Below are 23,308 nucleotides of genomic sequence, written 5' to 3'. Positions count from 1 at the left end.
ATGCTGACTATATCCAACCTCCACGTCTCCGTCGGCGACAAGCCGATCCTCAAGGGGCTGACGCTCGAAGTGCCGGCGGGGGAAGTGCACGCCATCATGGGGCCGAACGGCGCGGGCAAATCGACGCTGGGTTACGCCCTGTCGGGCCGGCCCGGATATGAGGCGACTGAAGGCGCGGTCGAATGGGCGGGCGAGGACCTGCTGGCGCTGGAGCCGGCCGAGCGGGCGGCCAAGGGCGTCTTCCTGTCGTTCCAGTATCCGATCGAGATTCCCGGCGTCCCGGCCCTGACCTTCGTGCGGACGGCGCTGAATGCGCAGAAGCGCGCGCGGGGCGAGGAGGAGGTGGCGGCGCCGGCCTTCCTGAAGCTGGTCCGCGAGGCGTCCCGAAGCCTGAAGATGGACTTCGACATGCTGAAACGTCCTTTGAACGTCGGCTTCTCCGGCGGAGAGAAGAAGCGGATGGAGATCCTGCAGATGGCCCTGCTGGAGCCGTCGCTGCTGATCCTCGACGAGACGGATTCGGGGCTGGACATCGACGCCCTGCGGATCGTGTCCGAAGGGGTCAACGCCCTGCGTTCGCCCGATCGGGCCATGCTGGTCATTACCCACTATCAGCGCCTGCTGGACTATATCAAACCGGACCGGGTCCATGTGCTGGCGGGGGGGCGGATCGTGGCCTCGGGCGGGCCGGAACTGGCCTTGCAGCTGGAGGCGGAGGGGTATGACAAATACCTGCCGCCGGTGCTTGAGGGGGCGGCGTGAGCGCGACCTTCGCCATCGACCTGACCGACGCCTCGACCTTTCCGTCGCGGCGGGATGAGGCGTGGAAATACAGCGACCTGAAGCGTTATCTGCGCGAGGCGCCGGCGCCGTCGGGCACGGCGACGGTGGGCGCGCCGGGGCCCTTCTATGACCTGGGCGGCGAGGCTGTCGTCTTCGCCAACGGGCGGGCCGTGGGCGTGACCGACTTCATCGCCTCGGGCGAGCAGACGCTGCGGCTGCGCTACATCTCCGACGCCGTGGGCACGGGCCATACGGCGAGCGCGCGGGTGGCGGCGCGGGCGGGCGCCAAGCTGTTGCTTCTAGAGACGCATGAGGGCGCGGGCTCGGCCTATGTCGCCCACAATACGCTGGAGCTGGACGTGGCGGCCGGGGCCGAGGTGACGCGCGTCGTTCTGGTCGAGGAGCCGGAGGACGCGATTTCCGTGTCCGAAGCCCATGTGAAGGTCGAGGCCGGCGGCGTCTATCGCCAGACCGTCATCGCCACCGGAGCCAGGCTGCAACGGATCGAGACCCGGATTTCCCATTTCGCCCAGGGCGCACAGGTCCAGGCCGACGGTCTTTATCTGCTGAACGGATCGCGCCACGCCGACCTGACCAGCGTGGTGCGGCACATGGAGCATGACGGCGCGACCAGCCAGCTGATCAAGGGCGTGGCGCGCGACACGGCGCGGGGCGTGTTTCAGGGCAAGATCGTGGTCGAGCGCGGGGCCGACGGCACGGATGCGCGGATGGGGCACCACGCCCTGATCGCCTCCGAACGGGCCGAGATCGACGCCAAGCCGGAACTGATCATCTACGCCGACGACGTGCAGTGCGCCCACGGCAATACGGTCGGGGCGCTGGACGAGAGCGCCCTGTTCTACATGCAGCAGCGCGGGGTTCCGGCCGAGGAAGCGCGCGCCCTGCTGACCCAGGCCTTCCTGATCGAGGTCATCGACCGGATCGAGCATGAGGGCGCGAGAGAGGTGGCGCGGGAATGGCTGACGGCTCGGTTGTGACTACCTTCGATCCCTATGCCGTCCGGGCGCAGTTCCCGATCCTGTCGCGACAGGTGAACGGCAGGCCGCTGGTCTATCTGGACAATGCGGCCTCGGCCCAGAAGCCGCGCGCGGTGATCGATGCCCTGACAGCGACGATGGAGGGCGGCTACGCCAATGTCCACCGCGGGCTGCACACCCTGTCGAACGAGGCGACCGAGGCCTTCGAGAAGGCGCGCGAGATCGTGGCCCGCTTCCTGAACGCCGAGAGCCCCGAACAGGTCGTCTGGACCAAGGGCGGCACCGAGGCGATCAATCTGGTGGCCAATGGGCTGGGGCTTCAAATCCAACCGGGCGACGAGATCATCGTCTCGGAGATGGAGCATCACTCCAACATCGTGCCCTGGCATCTGCTGCGGGAGCGGCGCGGGGCGGTGATCAGATGGATCCCGGTCAGGGACGACGGCTCGCTGGACATGGCGGCCTATGCCGACCTGCTGGGGCCCAAGACGCGGATGGTCGCCGTCACCCATATGTCGAACGTGCTGGGCACCATCAATCCCGTCGCCGAGATCAGCCGTCTGGCCCATGCGGCCGGGGCGCAGGTGCTGATCGACGGGTGCCAGGGGGCGGTCCATGCGACGCCGGACGTGCAGGCGATCGACTGCGACTTCTATGTGCTGACCGGCCACAAGCTGTTCGGTCCGACCGGCATCGGCGCCCTGTACGGCAAGGCCGAGGCGCTGGAGGCCCTGCCGCCCTATCAGGGCGGGGGCGAGATGATCGAGACGGTCGAGCAGGACCGCGTAACCTACGCCAAGCCGCCTCATCGGTTCGAGGCGGGGACGCCGCCCATCCTGGAGGCCATCGGCCTGGGCGTGGCGCTGAAATGGCTGACCCAATATGATCGGGCAGCGGTTCAGGCGCATGAGCATGCGCTGTACCAGCATGCGGTTGATCGCCTGCAGGGGCAGAACTGGCTGAGGATCCTGGGTCAGGCGGAAGGCAAGGGCGCGATCCTGACCTTCGCCGTCGAGGGCGCCCACGCCCACGATGTGGCCCAGATCATGGACCGTTACGGGGTGGCGGTGCGGGCCGGACTGCACTGCGCCGAGCCCTTGGCGAAAAGAATGGGGGTGACGTCGAGCACCCGCGCCTCCTTCGCCCTATATAACACCGTGGAGGATGCCGACGCCTTCGTGGATGCGCTGATCAAGGCGCGGAACTTCTTCGTGTAACGCCATGACAGACGACCCTATTCAAGACAGCGACGCCTTCAAGGAAGCCTGGGCCGAACCCCAGAAGAGCGCCCTGTCTCAGGCCGAGCTGGACAGGCTGACCGAGGATCTGATCGGGGCGCTGAAGACCGTCTATGATCCGGAAATCCCGGTCGATATCTATGAGCTGGGGCTGATCTACCGGGTGGACGTCAATGACGACCGCGACGTGGTGGTGGACATGACCCTGACTGCGCCGGGCTGTCCCGTCGCCGGCGAAATGCCGGGCTGGGTCGAGACGGCGGTGGAGAAGGTGGAGGGCGTCCGCAGCGCCAAGGCCAATCTGGTGTTCGACCCGCCGTGGGACGCCTCCAAGATGAGCGACGAGGCCAAGCTGGCCCTGAACATGTTCTGATGAGCGAACTTCAAACCACATCCCGTCCCCGCCGCCCGCGCCCCAAGGTCGTGACCCTGACGGACGCCGCCGCCGCGCGCGTGCGCGAAATCCTGGACAAGGCCGACAACAGCCACATCGGCCTGCGGATCGGCGTCAAGAACGGCGGCTGCGCAGGCCAGGAATACACCTTCGCCTATGCCGATGAGATCGGCCCCCTGGACGAGGTGGTCGAGGACAAGGGGGTCACCATATTGATCGAGCCCAAGGCGGTGCTGTTCCTGATCGGCACCGAGATCGACTATGAGACGACCCGCCTGTCGTCGAAGTTCGTCTTCAACAATCCCAACCAGACCGACGCCTGCGGCTGCGGCGAGAGCGTCACCATCGTGCCGGCGGCGGCGGACTGAGGCATGCTCTAGCCGAAGGTGAAGGCGAAGACCTGGACGCCGGGGTCAAGGAATTCGATCTCGAACGTGTGTTCCCGCACCGGGCCGGCTTGGCGGATCAGCTGATACAGACGCTGGCGATCGACGCGGCCCTGGCCCTGGGCGTCGATGTCCGATCCCGCGTCGGGTCCGGGCGGGGCGCCGTCGATCCGGACCCGGAAGCGTAGCCCGGCGGCGCCTTCACCCGGCCCCATGACCAGATGCAGGTCGCGCGCCTTGAACCGGAAGGCCAGGCGTCCGCCCGGCGCCGTCAGGGCGGCGTGTTCCCGCGTCACCCGCCAGGAGCCCGCCAGGCTCCAGTCGTTCAGCTGTAAGGCCGCCGGCCCATAGGTCTTGACGGCGTCGCGCGCGAAACCACCGGGCGAGCGGAAATTCTCGGCCCTGGCGTAGCCGACATAGGTCTCGGGCGAGGCGAGCTGGGCCATGTCGGCGGCGGCCTCGGCGCCCTGGGCCTGGACCTGAACCAGGTCAGAGGCGACGTCGGCGGCGCCCGCCTCTTTCAGCAGTTGCTGAATGACCCGTTCGGAGCCGTCGTAGTCGCCCTCGCCGAAATGGTGGTGGCGGATCCGGCCCTGGGCGTCGATGAAGTAGTGGGCGGGCCAGTACTGGTTCCTGAACGCGCGCCAGACCGCGAAGTCGTTGTCCATGGCGACCGGATAGGTCACGCCGAGACGGTTCACGGCCTCTCGAACATTAGCCTCGGACTTTTCGAAGGCGAACTCGGGCGTATGGACGCCGATCACGACCAGGCCCTGGTCCCTGTATTTCTCGGCCCAGGCGCGGACATAGGGCAGGGCGCGCAGGCAGTTGATGCAGGAGTAGGTCCAGAAGTCGACCACCACCACCTTGCCGCGCAACTGATCGGGCGTGAGGGGCGGGGAGTTGATCCAGGTGACGGCGCTGGTCAGGGGCGGCATGGTCCCCTCGACCGGCAGGTTGGCAAGGTCGGTCGGCGCTGAGTTCGTTGGGACGCCCCGACCGATGCCGCTCAGCAAGGCCTGTTCAAGCCGTCCGGTGCTGCCGGCCGAGATGCGGGTGAGCAGGCCGGTGTCCAGACCCAGGCCGATGACGACCACCCCCGCCAGAACCAGAACGCCCAGACCGCGCCTGACCCATTCCCCCACGCCGAGCGCGCCCTTCATGGCCTTGAACACCCGCCCCCCGACCAGCAGGGCCAGGGCCAGGGAGGTGGCGGCGCCCGCCGCATAGGCCAGGAGGAGAACGGTGGAGCCGACGCCCGCGCCCTGCAGGGCCGCGCCGGTCAGGATCAGCCCCAAGATCGGACCCGCGCAGGGCGCCCAGAGCAGCCCGGTCGCTACGCCCAGCAACAGGGACGAACGGACATCGCCCTGGGGGCCGGCGCCCCGCTCCGCGCGGTCCGTCAACCATGACCCGGCCGCCACCAAGGGCCGCATCAGCCGGTCGCCCACCGCAGGGATCAGCAGGCTGAGGCCCAGCGCCGCCATGACCGTCAGGGCGATCCAGCGCCCCGCCTCGTTGGCCCGCACCGCCCAGCCGCCGCCCAGGGCCGCCAGACTGGCCACCCCGGCGAAGGTCAGGGCCATGCCCGCCAGCAGGGGCAGGCCGTTACGGACGAACGGTCGGTCAGCCCGGGCGAAGACGAAGGGCAGGACCGGCAGGATGCACGGACTGACGATGGTCAGGACGCCGGCCAGATAGGAGACGAGAAACAGGATCATGGAGCGGGCCTTGGGGGCTGTCGTTCGCTCTGATACGACGGATAGACGTCTTCGGTTACCTCTGCCGGGGATTATCTCCCACAGATAGACGACCTGTCGGTGTCGAACGGGCTAGACTTCGCGCCTCCGATCCCCGATTCGCTTGCCCATGACGATCCACGCCCCGCCGCCGGAAGGCGGCCGTATCATTGACGAGCCGATGGAGACGGCGCTCAGCCGCCGCTATCTGGCCTACGCCCTGTCGACCATCACCAATCGCGCCCTGCCGGACGTGCGCGACGGGTTCAAACCCGTGCACCGGCGCATCCTGTACGCCATGCACCAGATGCGGCTGAACCCGCAGGCGGCGGCGCGCAAATGCGCCAAGGTCGTCGGCGAGGTCATGGGGGGATACCACCCGCACGGCGACGCCTCCATCTATGAGGCCCTGGTCCGCCTGGCCCAGGACTTCGCCCAGCGCTATCCCCTGGTCGACGGCCAGGGGAACTTCGGCAATATCGACGGCGATAGCGCCGCGGCCATGCGCTATACCGAGTGCAAGCTGACCCCGGCCGCCGTCCTGCTGCTGGAGGGGATCGACCAAGACGCGGTCGATTTCCGCCCCACCTATGACGATCAGGACGAGGAGCCGGTCGTCCTGCCGGCCGGTTTCCCCAATCTTCTGGCCAACGGGTCTTCGGGCATCGCCGTGGGCATGGCGACCTCCATCCCGCCGCACAATGTCGGCGAACTGATCGACGCCTGTCAGCTGTTGCTGGAGCGACCCGAGGCGACCACGGACGAGTTGGTGCAGTTGGTCCCCGGACCCGACTTCCCCACCGGCGGCGTGGCTGTCGAAGGCCGCGCAGCCATTCTGGACGCCTATGAGACGGGCCGGGGCGGGGTACGGCTGCGCGCGCGCTGGGAGACCGAGGACCTGGGCCGCGGCGTCTGGCGGATCGTCGTCACCGAAATGCCGTACCAGGTGCAGAAGTCGCGCCTGATCGAGGCGCTGGCCGACCTGATCGAGCAGAAGAAGGCGCCCCTGCTGGGCGATGTGCGCGACGAGTCGGCGGAGGACATTCGCCTGATTCTGGAGCCCAAGAATCGGACCATAGAGCCTGAAATGCTGATGGAAAGTCTGTTCAAGCTTTCCGATCTCGAGGTCCGTTTCCCGATCAATATGAACGTGCTGGACGCCGACGGCACGCCGCGCGTCATGGGGCTGAAGGCCTGTCTCAAGGCCTTCCTGGATCACCGGCGCGAGGTGCTGAACCGACGGTCGCAATGGCGGATCGCCCGGGTCGAGAAGCGGCTGCACCTGCTGGAAGGCCTGCGCATCGTCTTCCTAAACCTGGACGAGGTGATCCGCATCGTCCGCGAGGAGGAACAGCCCAAGGCCGTCCTGATCGCGCGCTTCGGCCTGACCGAGGTCCAGGCCGACTTCATTCTCGACACCCGGCTGCGGCAGCTGGCGCGTCTGGAAGAGATGACGATCGAGAATGAATTCAAGGAGTTGTCGGAAGAACTTGCCAATCTGAAGGCGCTTACGTCGTCGGAAGGCAAGCAGTGGAAGGCTGTTTCCAAAGAGCTTGAGGCGGTGCGCAAGGCGCTGATCTCGCCGCGGCGCACGACGATGGGCGAGGCGGTCGACGCCTCGGCCTTCGTGGCCCCCGAGGCCTTCATCCCGCGCGAGGCCATCACCGTCATCCTGTCGGAGCGCGGCTGGATCCGCGCCGCCAAGGGCAAGGTCGAGGACCCGTCGGAGCTGAAGTTCAAGGAAGGCGACAAGCTGGCCTATCTGGTTCCGGCCTATACGACGGACAAGCTGCTGGTGGGGGCGTCGGACGGCCGGATCTTCACCATCGGCGCGGACAAGCTGGCGTCGGGCCGCGGCCACGGCGAGCCGCTACGGCTGATGATCGATCTGGACGAGAAGGCCGAGATCATCAATCTGCTGGCGCACCAGCCGGGCGGCAAGCTGCTGATCGCCTCAAAGGCCGGCTACGGCTTCATCGCGCCCGAGGACGACACCCTGGCCCAGAAGCGGGGCGGCAAACAGGTGCTGAACGGCGAGATGCTGGCCATGCTGCGCGTGCCGACCAGCCCTATGGGGGATCACGTCGCGACGATCGGCGAGAACATCAAGACCTTGATCTTCCCTCTGGCCGAACTGCCCGAAATGGGGCGCGGCAAGGGTGTGAAGCTGCAGAGCTTCAAACAGGGCGGCCTGGCCGATGTGACGGTCTTCAACGCCGAACAGGGGCCGGAATGGGCCGACGGCGGCGGTCGGCGGCGCAACTGGCCCGACTGGAAGGACTGGCTGGGCAAGCGCGCCGGGGCCGGTCGCCAGGGGCCGAGGGGATTGCGGAAGTTCAGATAGGGGGCGGCTGGTCTTCCAGCCGCATCCAGCCCAGCTTGCCCAGCACCTCCAGGGGGCGGAAGTCGGCCTTGTAGTCCATCTTCTCCGAGCCCCGGACCCAGTAGCCCAGATAGACGAAGGGCAGGCCCACCTGGGCCGCCTGACGGACATGGTCGAGGATGGCGAACCGACCCAGACTGCGGCGGTCAAGACGCGGATCGTAGAAGCTGTAGACCATGGACAGGCCGTCTCTGAGCAGGTCCGTCAGGGTCACGGCGACGAGGTCGCCGGGGCCGCCGTCGTCGGACGGCAGGCGGTATTCTATCAGATGGGTGCGGACGGCCGTGTCCTCGACCATGGCGACATAGTCGAGCCAGCCCATATCGCTCATGCCGCCCAAGGGGTGGCGGCTGGTCAGATAGCGGCGCAGCAGCTGGAACTGTTCGGTCGTGGCCTCGGCCTCGACCAGGGCGCGCGTCAGGTCGGCGTTGCGCGCCAGAACCTTGCGCTGGGATCGGCTGAAGGCGAAGTCCGGCACAGGCAGGCGGACGGAGACGCAGGCGTCGCAGGCTTCGCAGGCGGGGCGATAGGCGATGTTCTGGCTGCGGCGGAAACCCGCCAGGGTCAGTTCGTCATTGACGTGGGCGCCGTCCGAAAAAGGCAGGTTTGCGAAGACCTTCCGTTCCGTCTTGCCCGGCAGATAGGGACACGGGGCGACCGAGGTCATGAAGAACCGGAGCTGGCGTGTCGGCACATGTTGGGTCACGACTCTAGGTCCGCACCCGATCTGGCCCAAAATAGGACGGTCTGACGCTCATGCCGCGATTTGGCGCGATTGAGCGCTCGGCGGCAAGCGCCAGGGCGCCACAGCCGCTCAGGATCACAGCGAGGTGTCCATAGGCAGGACCGGGGCCTCGCGCAGCAGGACGATGGCGATGCGGCGGTTGCCGGGCAGGCTGGGATCGTCGGGATAGAGGGGGTCAGAGCCCGCCTTGCCGGCGACCGAATAGACCCGATCGGGGTCCACGCCCGCGCTTTGCAACACCAGGCGCGAGCCGTTGGCCCGTTCGGAGGATAGGGTCCAGTCCGCCGGGCCGCTGGCGCGGTTCGACCCTGGCGTGGCGCTGGTGTGGCCGGTGATGGAGATGCGGTTGGGCAGCTGGTTGATCACCTTGGCGACCGCGCGCAGCAGAACCTGAGCCCGCGCATTGGGGCGGGCCGAGTTGTTGTCGAACATGGACCGGCCTTCCTGGTCCACCAGCTGGATGCGCAGCCCTTCGGGCGTCTGGTCCACGATCAGCTGTTTGGACAGTTCGGCCAGTTCCGGCATCGACTGCATGGCCTGGCGCAGCGATTCCGCCGCACTGGCGAACTCGGCCGCCTCGCGCTTCTGGATTTCGGCCTGCAGGGCGGCGTCGCTGGCGGAGGTGAGGTTTGAGCTGGGGCCGGTGTTGGTCGTCTCCGGCGGGGCCTCGGGCGCCAGCTGTTCGATGACCGACTGCGAGCCCGAGCTCTTGGGACCGTCGTCGCCCAGCGCCGTGCCGCCCAGAAGGCCGCCCGAACCCGAGGTGGTTTCGGACACGCTGGCGGGGGCGAAATATTCGGCGATGCCCTTCTTCTGTTCCGGGTCGGTCGTATTGATCAGCCACATCAGCAGGAAGAAGGCCATCATGGCCGTCACGAAGTCTGCATAGGCCACCTTCCAGGCGCCGCCGTGGTGGCCTCCGCCGGAAACCTTTTTCACCTTCTTGATGAGGATCGGACGATCGCTCACGGACATGGACGCACCCCGGCAAGTTCGCGCCAGCATGACGCGGCAAGGTTAACCGCCCGTTGACCCCCAGCCTGGGTTGAACCCTGGGGCGACCCAGCCTAGTCCAAGGCGGAAACACGGGAGCCTGCCATGAAGATCGCTTTCGCCGGCCTGGGGGTCATGGGCGCCCCGATGGCGCGTCACCTGGTGAACGCCGGCCATCAGGTCGTCGGCTTCAATCGCACCCCCGCCAAGGCCCAGGCCTGGGCCGAGGCCGTGGGCGCGCGGGCGGCCGCGACCGTGTCGGAGGCGGCGCAGGGGGCGGAGCTCTTCATCCTGTGCGTCGGCAATGACGACGACGTGCGGGCGGTCGTGACCGACGCCCTGCCGCACCTGGCCGAAGGGGCGGTCATCGTGGATCACACCACGACATCGGCCAAACTGGCGCGGGAAATGGCCCAGGCCGCGGCCGAGGCGGGGCGCGTCTTCATCGACGCTCCGGTCTCCGGCGGTCAGGCGGGCGCAGAAAACGGCCAGCTGAGCGTCATGGCCGGCGGCGAGGCCGAGGCCCTGGCCCGGGTGGAACCGGCGCTGACGGCCTATTCCAAGGCGATCAAACATATGGGGCCGGCGGGCTCGGGCCAGCTGACCAAGATGGTCAATCAGATCGCCATCGCCGGCGTGGTCCAGGGCCTGGCCGAGGCGGTCCATTTCGCCCAGGTCGCGGGCCTGGATACGGACGCGGTCTTCGAGGCGGTATCCAAGGGCGCGGCCCAGAGCTGGCAGATGGACAATCGCTGGAAGACCGCCGCCCAGGGCCGTTTCGACTTCGGCTTCGCCGTCGATTGGATGCGAAAGGACCTGGGCCTGGTTCTGGACGAGGCGCGGTCGAACGGGGCGCGCCTGGCCCTGACGGCCCTGGTCGATCAGTTCTACGCCGAGGTCCAGGCCATGGGCGGCAATCGCTGGGACACCTCCAGCCTGGCGGCGCGGCTTCAGCCCAAGAGCTGAAGCCGCCGGTGCGGGCGGGTTAAGCCGTCTCCCAGCCCTTTTCGATCGCCCAGACTGCGAAGGCGTAGTCGTGGGCGACCTCCTTCAGATAGTCGAACCGGCCGGCGGCGCCGCCGTGGCCGGCTTCCATATTGATCTTCAGCAGGACGGGCTTGCCCGAGGTGGTGGCGGGCCGCAGTTTGGCGACCCACTTCTCCGGCTCCCAATAGGTCACCCGTGGATCGGACAGGCCGCCCGTCGCCAGGACGGCGGGATAGGCCTGGGGCTTCACCTGATCATAGGGACTGTAGCTCATCATATAGTCGTAGGCGTCCGGGTCCTCGATCGGATTGCCCCATTCGGGCCATTCCGGCGGCGTCAGCGGCAGGGAGGTGTCGCTCATGGTGTTGATGACATCGACGAAGGGCACCTGGCCGATGATCCCGGCCCAGAGGTCCGGCCGCATATTGTTGACGGCGCCCATCAGCATGCCGCCGGCCGATCCGCCCTGGGCCACGATGTTTCCGGCCGTGGCGTAGTTCTGCGCGATCAGATGTTCGGCGGCGGCGATGAAATCGGTGAAAGTGTTCTTCTTGGTCATCCGGCGGGCGCTGAGAAACCAGCCCCAGCCCTTGTCCGATCCACCCCGGATGTGGGCGATGGCGTAGATCCAGCCGCGATCCACCAGCGACAGACGATTGGTCGAGAAGCCCGCCGGCATAGGGATGCCGTAGGAGCCGTAGCCGTACAGCAGCAGCGGGGCCGAGCCGTCGATCGGCGTGGTGCGGCGGCGCAGGACGGTGACAGGCACCAGTTGACCGTCGGCGGCGGGGGCGTTCAGCCGTTCGACCACATAGTCTTCGATATTGTGGCCCGACGGGATTTCCTGGGTCTTGCGCAGCGTGCGTTCCCGCGACGCCATGTCGTAGTCATAGGTCTGGGTCGGGGTGGACGGCGAGTTGTAGCTGTAGCGGGTCGTCGTGGTGTCGAACTCCGACGCGCCCGACAGCGACAGGGCGAAGGCCGGTTCATCGACGGCGATCGCATGTTCGGCCCCGGCGCGATCGCGGATGATGATGCGGGTGTTGGCGTCGGCCCGTTCCTGGCGCGCCAGATGATGGCGGGTCAGGTCCATCCCCTCGATGAAACGACCCGGCGTATGGGGGACGAGATCCGTCCAATGCGCCCTGCCGGGCGTTTCGGTCGGCGCCTGAACGATCTTGAAGTCGATGGCGTCGTCGGCGTTGGTGCGGATCACCCAGCGGTCGTCCCAGTGATCGACGTCATAGCGGACGGCGACCTGGCGCGGCTCCAAAACGACCGGCGCAGCGGTCGGGTCGTCGGCGGGGATGTAGCGGGCCTCGGACGTCTCCTGGTTCTGGATGCCGATGACGATGAACCGGTCGTCGGCGGTGCGGCCGACGCCGATGAACATGCCGTCGTCCGCCTCCTCATAGACCAGGGTCGTCTCGCCGCCGCGCGCCGGGCGGCGGAAGATCTTGTCCGGCCGTCCGTTGTCGTCGCGATTGGTCCAGAAAATCCACCGGCTGTCAGGCGAGAAGGTGAAGTCGCCGGTGGCGCTCTCGATCACATCGGGCAGGACGGCGCCGGTCGCCAGATCCTTCACATAGATCTTGTGCACCTCGGACCCTTGCGCGTCCTCGGCATAGGCGAACAGGCTGTGGTCAGGGCTGTGGGCGGCGGCCGAGACCTCGGAATAGGCCTTGCCTTCGGCCAGTTCATTGGCGTCCAGCAGCAGTTGGGGAGTCGGGGCGACGATGAAATTCTTCGTCACCGGCCGGCCATCGACCATCCAGGTTCCCTGGCGCTCGACGCGCATATAGCGGGGATGCTGGTCGCCCGTGCGGTACTCGACATAGTAGGTCCAGTCGCCGTCAGGCGCGGGGACGGAACTGTCGTCCTCCTTGATGCGTCCGCGCATCTCCTGGAACATCGTCTCCTGGAGGGGGAGGGTCGAGGCCATCATGGCTTCGCGATAGGCGTTTTCGGCCGTCAGATGCTCTTTGACCTCGGCCTTGATCAGGGTCGGATCGCGCAGCACCGCCTGCCAATTGTCGTCCTTCATCCACTGATAGTCGTCGGTGCGGGTGCGCCCCAGCTGTTCGATGACGACGGGGATCTTCTTGGCGACAGGGGGTTGGGGCATCGAGGCTCCGGAAGACTGGCGGGCGAGGGCGGGGGAGGCCGAGGCGGCCAAGGCCGTCGCAGCGGTGGACAGGAGGATTTGGCGTCGGTTCATGGTCGGCTCCCGGGCGTGCGGATGCGACCTTGGGCGTTCGGGCCGCCCAAGGTCAAATCAAGATCGCGTCGGGCGTCAGCCCGCCAGGGCCTCGACCGTCATCCGTTTCAGCAGGTCGCCGCCCTGGCCCACGGCCGCCAGACGGCTGGAGACATGGCCCAGAACATTGGCGGCGTAGAGTTCATAGAGGTCCAGCTTGCCCTGCAGCCAGACCGGATCGCCGTCGGCGGCGTCCAGCCGCGCCTTGGCGGCCAGCGCCCCCTTGGCCAGCATCCAGCCGCCGATGACGTCGCCCAAGAGCTTCAGATAGGCGTCCGCCGCGGCCAGGACGTCGGCCGCCGCATCCGGGTCGGCCTTGCGGTCCAACAGCCACAGTGTGGCGTCCTCCACCGCCTCGACGGCCGTGGCGAACCGTTCGACCGGCTTGCCGGCATAGAGGCCAGAGAGGTCGGCCAGCGTCGTCTTCATGTCGGCGATCAGGGCCTTGGCCGCCTCGCCCCCGTCCATCGACAGTTTGCGCCCGACCAGATCCATGGCCTGGATGCCGTTGGTGCCCTCGTAGATCGGGGCGATTCGGGCGTCGCGATAGTATTGAGCCGCGCCCGTCTCCTCGATGAAGCCCATGCCGCCATGGACCTGGACGCCCAGGGAGGCGACTTCGCATCCGACGTCGGTGGACCAGGCCTTGGCGATGGGGGTGAACAGGTCCTCGCGGGCCTTCCAGCGGCGGCGCGCCTCTTCCGTTTCGGCATGACGGGCCAGATCGGCGGCGACGCCGGTCGACAGGCACAGGGCGCGAGCGGCCGCGGTCTTGGCCTTCATCACACCCAGCATTCGACGCACGTCCGGATGATCGAAGATCGGGGCGTTGGCCTCTCCGGTCCAGACCGATCGACCCTGGCGGCGGTCCAGCGCATAGGCCAGGGCGTGCTGATAGGCGCGTTCGGCGATGCCGACGCCTTCGACCCCGACGGCCAGGCGGGCGGCGTTCATCATGACGAACATATGGGCCAGGCCCTCGTTCGGACGTCCGACCAGCTCGGCCCGCGCGCCCTCATAGGCCATGACGCAGGTGGGCGAGGCGTGGATGCCCAGCTTGTGCTCGACCCCGACGGGACGGAAGGCGTTGCGTTCGCCCAGGCTTCCGTCGTCCTTGACGAGGAATTTCGGCGCCAGGAACAGGCTGATCCCCTTGGGCCCCTTGGGCGCGTCGGGCAGGCGCGCCAGGACCAGATGGATGATGTTGTCCGTCGCGTCGTGATCGCCCCAGGTGATGAAGATCTTCTGACCGTGGATGGCGTAGGTCCCGTCGCCGTTCGGCGTCGCCGTGGTGATCAGAGAGCCCAGGTCCGAACCGGCGCCCGGCTCGGTCAGCACCATGGCGCCGGTCCATTCGCCGCTGACGAGCTTGGTCAGATATTTCGCCTTCTGCTCTTCCGTGCCGACCTGCTCCAAGGCCTCGATGGCGGCGAGAGACAGCATTGGACACAGGCCGAAGGCCATGTTGGCGGCGTGGACGGTCTCATAGGCCGCCAGCTCCAGGGCCTTGGGCAGGGCCTGGCCGCCCGCCTCGACCGGCGCCGACAGACCGGTCCATCCGCCGGCGGCGAACTGGCGATAGGCGTCGGCGAAGCCGGGAGCGGCCGAGACGGCCCCGTTGGCGTAGAGCGAGCCCTTCTGGTCCCCGATGCGGTTCAGCGGGGCCAGAACCTCCTGCGAAAACTGTCCCGCCGCCTCCAGCACGGCCGAGGCGACGTCGGAATCGTAATCCGGAAAGGCGCCGGTGGTGGCGACGTCCGCCATGCCGGCCACGGCCTCCAGGGTGAAGGCCAGATCACGAACGGGGGCGCGGTAGCTCATGGGTTTCCTCGATGTCCTTTCCGGCTTAAGTGCCTCGCCGAAGCCCCCCGTCGCAAGAGAGACTTGGCGCAGTCGGGGCAATCGGGGCACAGTGACGCCCTGCCGCGAGGGAAGGGAAGTCGTCATGGCCGAGCCGCGCAATCGCTATTCGTCGGTGTCACTGGCTTTGCACTGGATCATCGCTGCGGCGATCCTGGTCCAGGTGCTGCTGATCACCGCCCATGAGAGCACGCAGGGGCCGCTGTCCGGGCAGTTCGTCATGCTGCACAAGTCGCTGGGCGTGTCGATCCTGATCCTGACCCTGGCTCGCATCGGCTGGCGACTGGCGCATCCGGCCATTCCCTTGCCCGCGCAGATGCCGCGCTGGGAGCGGCTGGCGGCGCGCGCCACCCATGTCCTGTTTTACGTCGTCCTGATCGCCATGCCTCTGTCGGGCTGGCTGGCCACTTCGGCGGCGGGACGCGACTTCGCCTGGTTCGGCCTGTTCGACTGGCCCCTCTTGCCAGTGGGCGGCGGGCGCGAGGCCGCCGGTCGGTTCATGGACGTGCATGAGACGGTGATGAAGGGGCTCTATGTCCTGATCGCCCTGCATGTCGCCGCGGCGCTGAAGCATCAGTTCATCAACCGCGACAATGTGCTGCATCGGATGATCCCCCTGATCCCGCGGCGGCCGTGAGGGACGCGGGCGACCCGCCGGATCAGGCCGCCGCCGCCCTGCGACGCGGCGAACTGATCCTGCTGCCGACCGAGACGGTCTATGGCCTGGGCGCCGACGCCGCCGATCCGCGAGCGGTGGCCGCCATTTTCGAAGCCAAGGGAAGACCTCGGTTCAACCCCTTGATCGCGCATGTCTCTGACGCCGCCGCCGCTGAGGCGATCGGCCTCTTCGACGCCGCCGCCCGTTCCCTGGCCCAGGCCTTCTGGCCGGGGCCGATGACGCTGGTGGTCCCGGTGCGGGATCGGACCCGCGTCTGTGATCTGGCGCGCGCGGGGCTGGACAGCGTCGCCGTGCGCGTTCCCGGCCACGCCCAGGCGCGGGCGGTGCTGTCGATGTTCGGCGGTCCCGTCGTGGCGCCGTCGGCAAACCGTTCCGGCCGGCCCAGTCCGACGACCTTCGCCGACGCCGTGGAGGAGACCGGCTTCGCCGTCTCGGCCGCCGTGGACGGCGGGCCCTGCGCCGTCGGTCTGGAAAGCACCGTCGTCTCGGTCCTGGAAGGACGGGTCGCCCTGCTGAGACCCGGCGCCGTCACCCGAGCGGAGATCGAGGCCGTGGTCGGTCCCCTGGACGGGAGTGGCGACGGGCGACGCTCGCCGGGCCGGCTGGCCGTCCACTATGCGCCTGACGCCCCGGTGCGGATCGAGGCGACCCAGCCGCGTCCGGGGGAAATCCTGCTGGGGTTCGGGCCGGGCGTCGGCGACCCCCGCTGGAGTCTCAGTCCTTCCGGCGATCTGCGAGAAGCCGCCGCTAACCTGTTCAGGTTGTTCAGAGAAGCAGATCGCACCAAGCCGGCGGGCATAGCCGTGGCGCCCATTCCTTCCTCCGGACTGGGCGAGGCGATCAACGACAGGCTCCGGCGAGCGGCCGGCTTCGTCGGCTAACCGAACCGCGCCTGAAGATCGACGCTGGAGCGGCGTCCGACGCTGGCGAGACAGGTCTCCAGCCAGTCGTCCGCAGCCGCCCGGCCACGGGCCTTCAGGTCGATCAGGAAACTCCATTCCGTGTTGAACTTCGACCTCAAGGACAGGTCCGACAGCCAACCGTCGGCCTCGATGGCGTGAAGTCGCAATTGTCGATAGGGCCCCGAGCCGTGTTTCAACTGGCCCTGGCTGATCATTTCGCCGGCCATGGCGATGGCGCGCAGCTCGGCCAGGAGCGGCGCGTTGAAGAGGATCTCATTCAACCGATCGACGATGTCGCCCGCCGCGCGGGGCGTCTCGTCGCGCACCATCGGGTTCAGCGTCACCAGCAGCACGTCGTCCGGCGTATCATCCCCCGTCAGGGGCCAGAGCGGCGGATTGGTCAGATAACCGCCGTCCCAGTAAGGCTCCCCCTCGATCTCGACGGCCTGAAACAGGTGCGGCAAACAGGCCGAGGCCATCAGGACGTCGGCGGTGATCTCGCTGGACGCGAAGATGCGGGCCCTGGCCTGGCGCACGGCCGTGGCGGCGACGAACAGTTTGATGTCGGAGCCCTGGACCGCCTGAAAATCCACGGCCGTCTTCAGAACCCGCTTCAGAGGATTGTGGTTCAAGGGATTGAATTCATACGGGCTCATTGACAGAGCCAGGGTTTCTCCGGCGCGCCAGAGCGGCGTGTCCTTCAGCCAGTCGGGCGCCTGGGCCGGATTCCACAGGGCGCTGTCGCCGAAGACGTTGCGGCCCCCCGACTGGTTGATCTCGCGCCACAGCCGGTCCAGGGCGGCGCGGGCGTCGCCGCTCGCCAGGCCGGAAACCAGGGCGGCGCCGTTCATGGCGCCGGCGGACACGCCCGAGACGGCGCGGATATCCAGCCGATCGTCTTCCAGCAGTCGATCCAGCACCCCCCATTGGAAGGCGCCGTGCGCCCCGCCGCCTTGAAGCGCCAGACAGAAGGGCCGCCGGCCTGTCGAAGCGGCGGCGAGGTCCGTCGGCTCGGCGGTCTTGCGTTTGAAGATCGCCATAGGTCGGCCCCCGCTGGGATGATCTTATTGAGCGGTCCAGCCGCCGTCGATCGAGAAACTGGCGCCGTTGGCCGAGGCGCCCAGGTCGCTGACCAGATAGAGGAACAGCCCCGCCAACTGATCCGTCGTGACGAACTGTTTGGTCGGCTGGGCGGCCAGGATCACGTCGCTCATGACCTTTTCAGGACTGATGCCGCGGGTGCGGGCCTGGTCTTCGATCTGCTTTTCCACGATCGGCGTATGGACGAAGCCGGGGCAGATGGCGTTGCAGGTGATGTTGTCCTGCGCCAGCTCCAGCGCCACCGTCTTGGTGAAGCCGATGATGCCGTGTTTGGCCGCGACATAGGCCGATTTGAAGGGGCTGGCGACCAGGCCGTGGGCCGAGGCCATGTTGACGATCCGACCACGCCCCTGGGCCTTCATGATCGGGATGGCGGCGCGGGTAGCGTAGAAGGCCGAGGACAGGTTGATGGCGATGATCTGTTCCCATTTGTCGGTGGGAAACTTCTCGACCGACTCCACATGCTGGACGCCGGCGTTGTTGACCAGAATGTCCAGGCGGCCGAACTCGCGCTCGGCGAAGGCGACCATGTCGGCCACCTCCTCGCCGCGCGTCATGTCGGCGGGGTGATAGCGCACCCGCACGCCGGAAGACGCTTCAAGCGCGGCGCGGGTGCGCTCGATCTCGGCCGGATCGCCCAGGCCGTTCAGGACCACGTCGCCGCCCCGCGTCGCCACCGCGCGCGCCAGGGCCAGGCCGATGCCCGAGGTCGAGCCCGAGATCACCGCCGCCTGACCCTTCAGATCGCCGATGTCGCGGAAGTCAGGGGACTGGGGCGAGGTGGACATGGATGCGCCTTTCGTTCTTTCGCGAGAGACTAGCGGGGGCGCCCGGCGAAGATCAAGAATTTCCCGACCTGATGAATATCCATTCGGTCTCGGTCGAGGCCGCCTTGTCGAAACCGTAGCCGTCCCGGTCGAAAGCCTTCAGATCCTCGACTCGTTCCAGCCGTTCGTCGATGGCGAAGCGGCTCATGGCGCCGCGCGCCTTCTTGGCGAAGAAGGAGACGATCCGCGTTTCGCCGTTCTTCTCCTCGCGGAACTGGGGCGTGACGACCGGCAGTTTCAGAGCCTTGGCGTCGACGGCGCCGAAATATTCCTGGCTGGCCAGGTTGACGACGACCGGATCGGGCGATCCCTGGGCTCTGAGGTCTTCGGCGTCGGCGTTCAGCTGTTTGGAGATCCGATCGCCCCAGAAATCATAAAGGCTGGAGCCGCGGCGGGTCTTCAGCCGCGTGCCCATTTCCAGTCGATAGGGCTGGATCCGGTCGAGCGGACGCAGCAGCCCGTAGAAGCCGGACAAAATCCGCAGATGGTCCTGGGCGAAGGCCAGGGCGGCGGCGTCCAGCTCTCGCGCCTTCAGCCCCTCATAGACGTCGCCGGCGAAGGCGAAGGCGGCCTGGACGCCGTCCGTCGATTCCGGATCGAACGCCCTGAACCGTTCCAGATTCAAGGTCGCCAGATCATCCGAAATCCCCATCAGGCGACGCAGGTCGGCCTTGGTCTGACGCCGCGCCGTCGCCGCTAGGCTGGCGGTGTCTTCCAGAAAGCGACGCTCCGTGCCGGGCAGGGCCGGATCGGCCGGCGAGAAGTCGAGCCGTTTGGCGGGAGAAAGAAGGATCAGCAAGGGACGGCTCCGTGATGGCGCCGCTCACATAGGCCGCTTCTGCGAAGATTTGAACGGGCGAGGCCGGAATGCCGCGGCTCAGCCGCCGAAGCCGCCCTGATCGAGGAAGGCCTGCTCTTGCGGCGTCGTCGCGCGGCCCAGGGCGAGGTTGCGGTGGGGAAAGCGGCCGAAGCGCACGATGATGTCGCGGTGCAGGCGGCCCCATTTCTCCAGCTCGGCGTCGCCGGCGACCAGGGCCAGGTAGCGGTCCTGATCCTCGAGCCGTTCGGAATGTTCGAAGGGCAGCAGGAGGAAGTTCTTCAGCTCGGGTTCGACCCGGAGGTGCCAGCCGCGCGCCACCGCCTGTTCGGCGAACATCAGCGCCAGGGGATCGGTGGCGAACTGATGGGCCGTGCCGCGGAAACTGTTCCTCGGATACTGATCCAGCAGGATCAGCAGGGCCAGGGCGGTCTCGGGGGCCTCGATCCAGTCGTCGCGTTCGCGCCGGGCGGCCGACAGGTGCAGATCCTGGCCGCGCGACCGAAACTGGGCGTCGAAGGCCTCGTCCTTGGCGAACCACTTTTCGGGCCCGGCCTCTTTCCAGAAGGCGACGACGTCGGATGCGGTTATGAAGGGGACCATGACCGACATCTTAGCCAATCCGCTGCCCGTCTTCCATGACCGCGACTGCGACCTTTCGATCATCCGCGGCAAGCGCGTGGCCATGATCGGCTACGGCAGTCAGGGACGCACCCATGCGCTGAACCTGCGCGATTCGGGCGTGACCGACATCGTGGTCGGCCTGAAGCCCGGGTCGAAGACGCGGGCTGTGGCCGAAGCCGACGGATTTAAGGTGATGACGGCGGGCGAGGCGGCGGCTGGGGCGGACGTGGTCGCCGTCATGACCTCCGACGAGGCGCATCGCGACCTGTGGCGCGACGAACTGGCGCCTGCTGTGCGGCCCGGCGCTGCCCTGGTCTTCGCCCACGGCCTGTCGGTGCGATTCGGACTGGTGGAGCCTCGCGACGATCTGGACGTGATCCTGGCCTCGCCCAAGGGGATTGGGCCGCGCATCCGCGACCTGTACGAGGCCGGGGAGGGGGTCTTCTGCCTGTTCGGAGTGCATCAGGACGCCACGGGCGGGGCCCATGCCCTGGGCCTGTCCTATGCGGCGGCCCTGGGGTGCGGACGCAAGGGCATCCTCGAGACGACGATGCGGGACGAGTGCGAGAGCGACCTGTTCGGCGAACAGGTGGTGCTGTGCGGCGGGATCGCCGAACTGATCGATTCGGCCTTCATGAAACTGGTCGAGGCCGGCTATCCGGCCGAGGTGGCCTGGTTCGAATGTTTCTACGAGGCCAAGCTGGTCACCGACCTGATGTACGAGCGCGGCATAGCCGGCGCCTTCGCCAAGATCTCCAATACGGCGGAGTACGGGGCTTACCGCACCGGGCCGCGCGTGATCGGCGCCGAATCGCGCGCCGCCATGGATCAGGTCCTGGCCGAGGTTCAGGGCGGGGGATTCGTGCGGGATCTGATGGCGGACTATGACGCCGGCTCGCCCGACCTCATGGCGCGGCGCGCGGCCCTGGGGCGGCGGCCGATCGAGTCGGTGGGGGCGCGTCTGAACGAGGCGGCGCGGCGGGCGCGGGAGACGGCGGCGAACGACGACTGATGCGCGGGAGATGACTCGTCATCCTGTGCGTCCTTATCGACGCCATGCGGCGGACGGGCCGGCCCTCGGGTCGAGCCCGAGGGTGACGATCACTAGAGGTATGAGAGAGAATGGTCGGAGTGAGAGGATTCGAACCTCCGACCCCTGCGTCCCGAACGCAGTGCTCTACCAGGCTGAGCCACACTCCGACCGTGGGGGCTGGCCGCAAGGCGTCGCCCCGAAGTGAGGACGCGGCTTATAGCCATGGGTTTCGGAGGCCGCAAGCGTCCATTTCGACCTTCTTCGCAGTCGGCGAAAATTGTCCTGAGCGGGGGTGTTGCATCCGAAAACGGTTTGGCCTATCTGACCGCCTCCGCCGCACGAGAGTGCTGCGGACGCCGGACCTGCTGGGGAATGGTGTAATGGTAACACTCCGGTTTTTGGTACCGTCATTCTAGGTTCGAGTCCTAGTTCCCCAGCCATCCGCCCCTCCCATAAGCGAAGGCCTGCCTTGGTGTCAGGCCCGCCGGCCAAGCCTCAAGACACGGGTGATTTCAGTGCGGAGACGGCATTCTGGCCGCAATCCCCTGGGCGGCGCGATTCGCAATGAACTGGTGGCGGGACGGCGTTGGGGTTACAGCGCCCCTTGTCAGGGGCGATCCCGCCCTCTAGAGCCCACTGCCTGCCCATGCGGATGTGGCGGAACTGGTAGACGCACTGGATTTAGGTTCCAGCGCCGCGAGGCGTGGAGGTTCGAGTCCTCTCATCCGCACCAAGCAAAAGGCCCGGGAGCGATTCCGGGCCTTTTTTGTCTTTGTAGGGGGCCTATCGCGCTTCGGGCTGCTTGAGGCCATTTTTGTGGGTCTATCGCGCGTGGCGCTGCCTGAGACCCGTTGGCGCGCCTCTGTTTCGCTTGCGGCGAAGAAAAAGGCCGGGGCGTCGACCCCGGCCTTCTTTGCATCAGTCGCGTTCTTCCTTGGAGCCGGGGGCCGGGGCGCCCGGCATCGGCGGGACCGGGCCGACCGGGGCGTCGGGGGACAGTTCCGGGACCTCGACCAGGCCGCGGGCGACGTGGCTCTTACGGAAGCCGTAGGCGAAATAGATCACCAGACCCACGGCGCCCCAGATGGGCGGGACCATCTTGGCGTCATGCGGCAGGTTCCAGAACAGGAAGGCGCAGCCGGCGGCCGAAAGCGGCGCGATGATCCAGACCAGGGGCGTCTTGAACGGACGTTTCCGGTTCGGGTCGGTCTTGCGCAGGATCAGGACCGCGATCGACACCATGAAGAAGGCGAACAGGGTGCCCGAGTTCGAGATGTCGGCCAGCTGACCCACCGGGAAGAGGGCGGCGGCGATGGCGACGGCGACGCCGGTGAACAGGGTCACGACATAGGGGGTCTTGAACCGCTTGTGCATCTTGGTCAGGCCTTCCGGCAGCAGGCCGTCGCGCGCCATGACGAAGAAGATGCGGGTCTGGCCGTAGATCATCATCAGGATGACCGAAGGCAGGGCCAAGAGGGCGGCGGTGCCCAGGGCGTTGCCGACCTGCGGATGGCCGATGACGCGCAGGACGTGGGCCAGGGCCTCGTTCGAGCAGACCAGAGCCTCGGCGTTGGCCGGCAGGGCGCAGGCGGCGACGAAGGCAGGGGAGCCCGGCTGGACGGCTTGACCGGCGGCGCCGAGGACCGGCTGGGCGCCGATGGCGCCGGCCGCGCCCAGGGCGACCAGCAGATAGAAGACGGTGCAGAAGGCCAGGGAGCCGATCAGGCCGATCGGCACGTTGCGCTGCGGGTTCTTGGTCTCTTCAGCAGCGGTGGAGACGGCGTCGAAGCCGACATAGGCGAAGAAGATCGAGGCGGCGGCGCCGACGATGCCCATGCCCGAATAGGCGCCGAACAGGCCGTTGGGCGCGAAGGGCGACAGGTTGGCGGTGTCGATGACCGGCAGGGTCAGGACGATGAAGACCGTCAGGGCCGCGACCTTGATCGCCACCAGGATGGCGTTGACGCGGGCCGACTCGGTGGTGCCCAGGATCAGCAGGCCCGTCACGGCCAGGGCCACGATGATGGCGGGAATGTTGACGATCCCGGCCGAGAAGTCTGGCGTCGGGATGAAGCCGTTCATGCTCCAGGTCGGTCCGGCGGATAGGAGGTCCGGGAAGTCGAAGCCTATCCCGTTCTCTATCAGGCCCAGCACATAGCCGGACCAGCCCACCGACACGGCCGAGGCCGCAACAGCGTATTCGAGGATCAGGGCCCAGCCGACGCACCAGGCGAGCAGCTCGCCCAGGACGGCGTAGGTATAGGTGTAGGCCGAGCCGGAGACCGGGGCCATGGCCGCCAGTTCCGAATAGCAGAGCGCCGCCACCGCGCAGACCGCGCCGGCGATGACGAAGCTGACCATCATGCCGGGGCCGGCCTTCTGAGAGGCCGCAGCCGTCAGAACGAAGATGCCGGTGCCGATGATGGCGCCGATGCCGAGCAAGGTCAGTTGAACAGGTCCGAGCGACCGATGAAGCGACTTCTTCTCGGCCGTGGCCAGAATCGCGTCGAGCGACTTAACGCGCCACATAGAATACCCCCACGTTTACAGCGGCCCTCTGGC

General features: G+C 67.4%; 20 protein-coding genes and 3 tRNA genes. 12 read left to right on the top strand and 11 right to left on the bottom strand.

What is annotated here, in order from left to right:
• Genes sufC through GGQ93_RS05575 form a run of 5 tightly spaced genes read left to right on the top strand, consistent with a single transcriptional unit; the run spans position 1 to position 3,781 of the window.
• Positions 1-762, top strand: coding sequence for a Fe-S cluster assembly ATPase SufC (sufC, locus tag GGQ93_RS05595; RefSeq protein ID WP_183216093.1), 762 nt, complete (start codon positions 1-3; stop codon positions 760-762).
• The gene (gene sufD / locus GGQ93_RS05590) at positions 759-1,781 is read left to right on the top strand and encodes a Fe-S cluster assembly protein SufD (RefSeq protein WP_183215637.1); all 1,023 of its coding nucleotides are present in this window, start codon (positions 759-761) and stop codon (positions 1,779-1,781) included. The genes sufC and sufD overlap by 4 nt, the downstream gene beginning before the upstream one ends.
• Positions 1,760-2,998, top strand: coding sequence for an aminotransferase class V-fold PLP-dependent enzyme (locus GGQ93_RS05585; protein ID WP_183215635.1), 1,239 nt, complete (start codon positions 1,760-1,762; stop codon positions 2,996-2,998). The genes sufD and GGQ93_RS05585 overlap by 22 nt, the downstream gene beginning before the upstream one ends.
• Positions 2,999-3,002: 4 nt before the next feature.
• The gene (locus GGQ93_RS05580) at positions 3,003-3,392 is read left to right on the top strand and encodes an SUF system Fe-S cluster assembly protein (protein WP_182713634.1); all 390 of its coding nucleotides are present in this window, start codon (positions 3,003-3,005) and stop codon (positions 3,390-3,392) included.
• Positions 3,392-3,781, top strand: coding sequence for a HesB/IscA family protein (locus tag GGQ93_RS05575; RefSeq protein ID WP_183215633.1), 390 nt, complete (start codon positions 3,392-3,394; stop codon positions 3,779-3,781). Before GGQ93_RS05580 ends, GGQ93_RS05575 begins: the two co-directional genes overlap by 1 nt.
• A gap of 8 nt (positions 3,782-3,789) precedes the next feature.
• Here the strand turns inward: GGQ93_RS05575 and GGQ93_RS05570 are convergent, their stop codons facing one another.
• Entirely contained in the window at positions 3,790-5,520 is a 1,731-nt protein-coding gene (locus GGQ93_RS05570) for a cytochrome c biogenesis protein DipZ (RefSeq protein WP_183215631.1), read from the bottom strand.
• A 148-nt stretch (positions 5,521-5,668) separates the two neighbouring features.
• On the opposite strand from GGQ93_RS05570, the gene parC reads away from it, so the two are divergent.
• A complete protein-coding gene (parC, locus tag GGQ93_RS05565) occupies positions 5,669-7,882 on the top strand; it encodes a DNA topoisomerase IV subunit A (protein ID WP_183215629.1) in 2,214 nt (737 codons plus the stop codon).
• Here parC and GGQ93_RS05560 read toward each other — a convergent pair.
• Entirely contained in the window at positions 7,875-8,627 is a 753-nt protein-coding gene (locus GGQ93_RS05560; protein WP_183215627.1) for an arginyltransferase, read from the bottom strand. The two genes, parC and GGQ93_RS05560, sit on opposite strands and share 8 nt — an antisense overlap.
• Positions 8,628-8,741: 114 nt before the next feature.
• On the bottom strand, positions 8,742-9,641 hold the full coding sequence (locus tag GGQ93_RS05555; protein ID WP_054765635.1) for a flagellar motor protein MotB: 900 nt from the start codon (positions 9,639-9,641) through the stop codon (positions 8,742-8,744).
• Positions 9,642-9,764: 123 nt separating this feature from the next.
• Here GGQ93_RS05555 and GGQ93_RS05550 point away from each other — a divergent pair, with 123 nt between their 5' ends.
• Entirely contained in the window at positions 9,765-10,625 is an 861-nt protein-coding gene (locus GGQ93_RS05550) for an NAD(P)-dependent oxidoreductase (RefSeq protein ID WP_183215625.1), read from the top strand.
• A 19-nt stretch (positions 10,626-10,644) separates the two neighbouring features.
• Here GGQ93_RS05550 and GGQ93_RS05545 read toward each other — a convergent pair whose 3' ends face one another.
• Both GGQ93_RS05545 and GGQ93_RS05540 read right to left on the bottom strand, forming a co-directional pair.
• Positions 10,645-12,864 (bottom strand): S9 family peptidase, encoded by a 2,220-nt coding sequence (locus GGQ93_RS05545; protein ID WP_183215623.1) that lies wholly within the window; start codon positions 12,862-12,864, stop codon positions 10,645-10,647.
• A 75-nt stretch (positions 12,865-12,939) separates the two neighbouring features.
• Positions 12,940-14,724: an acyl-CoA dehydrogenase gene (locus GGQ93_RS05540; protein WP_183215620.1), complete on the bottom strand. Its 1,785-nt coding sequence runs from the start codon at positions 14,722-14,724 to the stop codon at positions 12,940-12,942.
• 124 nt (positions 14,725-14,848) lie between these two features.
• Between GGQ93_RS05540 and GGQ93_RS05535 the strand changes: the two genes are divergently transcribed.
• On the top strand, positions 14,849-15,400 hold the full coding sequence (locus GGQ93_RS05535) for a cytochrome b (protein ID WP_183215618.1): 552 nt from the start codon (positions 14,849-14,851) through the stop codon (positions 15,398-15,400).
• Positions 15,397-16,323, top strand: coding sequence for an L-threonylcarbamoyladenylate synthase (locus tag GGQ93_RS05530; protein ID WP_224764407.1), 927 nt, complete (start codon positions 15,397-15,399; stop codon positions 16,321-16,323). Before GGQ93_RS05535 ends, GGQ93_RS05530 begins: the two co-directional genes overlap by 4 nt.
• Here the strand turns inward: GGQ93_RS05530 and GGQ93_RS05525 are convergent.
• The 4 genes from GGQ93_RS05525 to GGQ93_RS05510 all read right to left on the bottom strand — a co-directional run bounded on the left by GGQ93_RS05525 (position 16,320) and on the right by GGQ93_RS05510 (position 19,692).
• The gene (locus GGQ93_RS05525; RefSeq protein ID WP_183215616.1) at positions 16,320-17,384 is read right to left on the bottom strand and encodes a patatin-like phospholipase family protein; all 1,065 of its coding nucleotides are present in this window, start codon (positions 17,382-17,384) and stop codon (positions 16,320-16,322) included. The genes GGQ93_RS05530 and GGQ93_RS05525 overlap by 4 nt on opposite strands.
• 24 nt (positions 17,385-17,408) lie before the next feature.
• Positions 17,409-18,233, bottom strand: a complete 825-nt coding sequence (locus GGQ93_RS05520; protein WP_183215614.1) for a 3-hydroxybutyrate dehydrogenase — start codon at positions 18,231-18,233, stop codon at positions 17,409-17,411.
• 52 nt (positions 18,234-18,285) lie between these two features.
• The gene (gene yaaA / locus GGQ93_RS05515; RefSeq protein ID WP_182713622.1) at positions 18,286-19,071 is read right to left on the bottom strand and encodes a peroxide stress protein YaaA; all 786 of its coding nucleotides are present in this window, start codon (positions 19,069-19,071) and stop codon (positions 18,286-18,288) included.
• Positions 19,072-19,149: 78 nt separating this feature from the next.
• Entirely contained in the window at positions 19,150-19,692 is a 543-nt protein-coding gene (locus GGQ93_RS05510; RefSeq protein WP_183215612.1) for a DUF924 family protein, read from the bottom strand.
• Between GGQ93_RS05510 and ilvC the strand changes: the two genes are divergently transcribed.
• Entirely contained in the window at positions 19,691-20,725 is a 1,035-nt protein-coding gene (gene ilvC, locus GGQ93_RS05505) for a ketol-acid reductoisomerase (protein ID WP_183215610.1), read from the top strand. The genes GGQ93_RS05510 and ilvC overlap by 2 nt on opposite strands.
• A gap of 111 nt (positions 20,726-20,836) precedes the next feature.
• Here the strand turns inward: ilvC and GGQ93_RS05500 are convergent.
• A tRNA-Pro gene (locus tag GGQ93_RS05500) sits at positions 20,837-20,913 on the bottom strand.
• Positions 20,914-21,112: 199 nt separating this feature from the next.
• Between GGQ93_RS05500 and GGQ93_RS05495 the strand changes: the two genes are divergently transcribed.
• Both GGQ93_RS05495 and GGQ93_RS05490 read left to right on the top strand, forming a co-directional pair.
• Positions 21,113-21,186: transfer RNA gene (locus tag GGQ93_RS05495), tRNA-Gln, on the top strand.
• A gap of 208 nt (positions 21,187-21,394) precedes the next feature.
• Positions 21,395-21,479 (top strand) — tRNA-Leu (locus GGQ93_RS05490).
• A gap of 185 nt (positions 21,480-21,664) precedes the next feature.
• On the opposite strand, the gene GGQ93_RS05485 is transcribed toward GGQ93_RS05490, so the two are convergent.
• Positions 21,665-23,275, bottom strand: a complete 1,611-nt coding sequence (locus tag GGQ93_RS05485) for an amino acid permease (protein WP_183215608.1) — start codon at positions 23,273-23,275, stop codon at positions 21,665-21,667.
• Positions 23,276-23,308: the final 33 nt, after the last annotated feature.

The sequence above is a fragment of the Brevundimonas aurantiaca genome (genome assembly GCF_014199955.1).
Classification (GTDB): domain Bacteria; phylum Pseudomonadota; class Alphaproteobacteria; order Caulobacterales; family Caulobacteraceae; genus Brevundimonas; species Brevundimonas aurantiaca.
This window is presented reverse-complemented; position numbering and strand designations above follow the sequence as displayed.